The organism is Oleiphilus sp. HI0132 (genome assembly GCF_001635845.1).
Map to the genome: position 1 here is coordinate 1 of NZ_LWGJ01000368.1, position 577 is coordinate 577.

Consider the following 577-nt stretch of genomic DNA (forward strand, 5'->3'; position numbering starts at 1 on the left):
AATGCCGACTCAACGCGGAATGAAGTGGTGAAGGTTCTACAGAGTCTAAAACCACTTAGTCAGGCCGATTTAGAGAATAACCTGGTTTTAGGGCAGTATACGGAATCCTTAGTTAAAGGTAGTGCTGTTCCAGGTTATCGGGATGAGGAAGGTGTTAGTCCAGATTCCAGAACTGAAACCTACGTAGCCCTTAAGCTATTTATTAATAATTGGCGTTGGAATGGAGTTCCTTTTTATATTCGAACAGGGAAGAGCTTGCCAACGCGAGTGACGGAAGTTGTTATTCACTTCAAACATACACCACACCCTGTTTTTGGGCTGAATGCACCGGCAAATAAACTGGTGATACGCATTCAGCCAGATGAAGGGATCGTGATGCAATTCGGTCTTAAGAAACCCGGAGCAGGTTTTGAGTCGAAAGAGGTGAGTATGGACTTTCGTTACCAGGATTTACTCGATGAAGAAGGTGATGGTGTACGCATTCTGAATGCCTATGAGCGCTTGTTACTGGATGCACTGAATGGCGATGCCACCTTATTTGCTCGTAGCGACGCCGTGCAATCCTGTTGGCAGTTTG

1 pseudogene is annotated in these 577 nt (G+C 45.6%); it reads left to right on the top strand.

What is annotated here, in order from left to right:
• A pseudogene (locus A3766_RS04510) lies at positions 1-577 on the top strand (glucose-6-phosphate dehydrogenase); the annotation flags it as partial.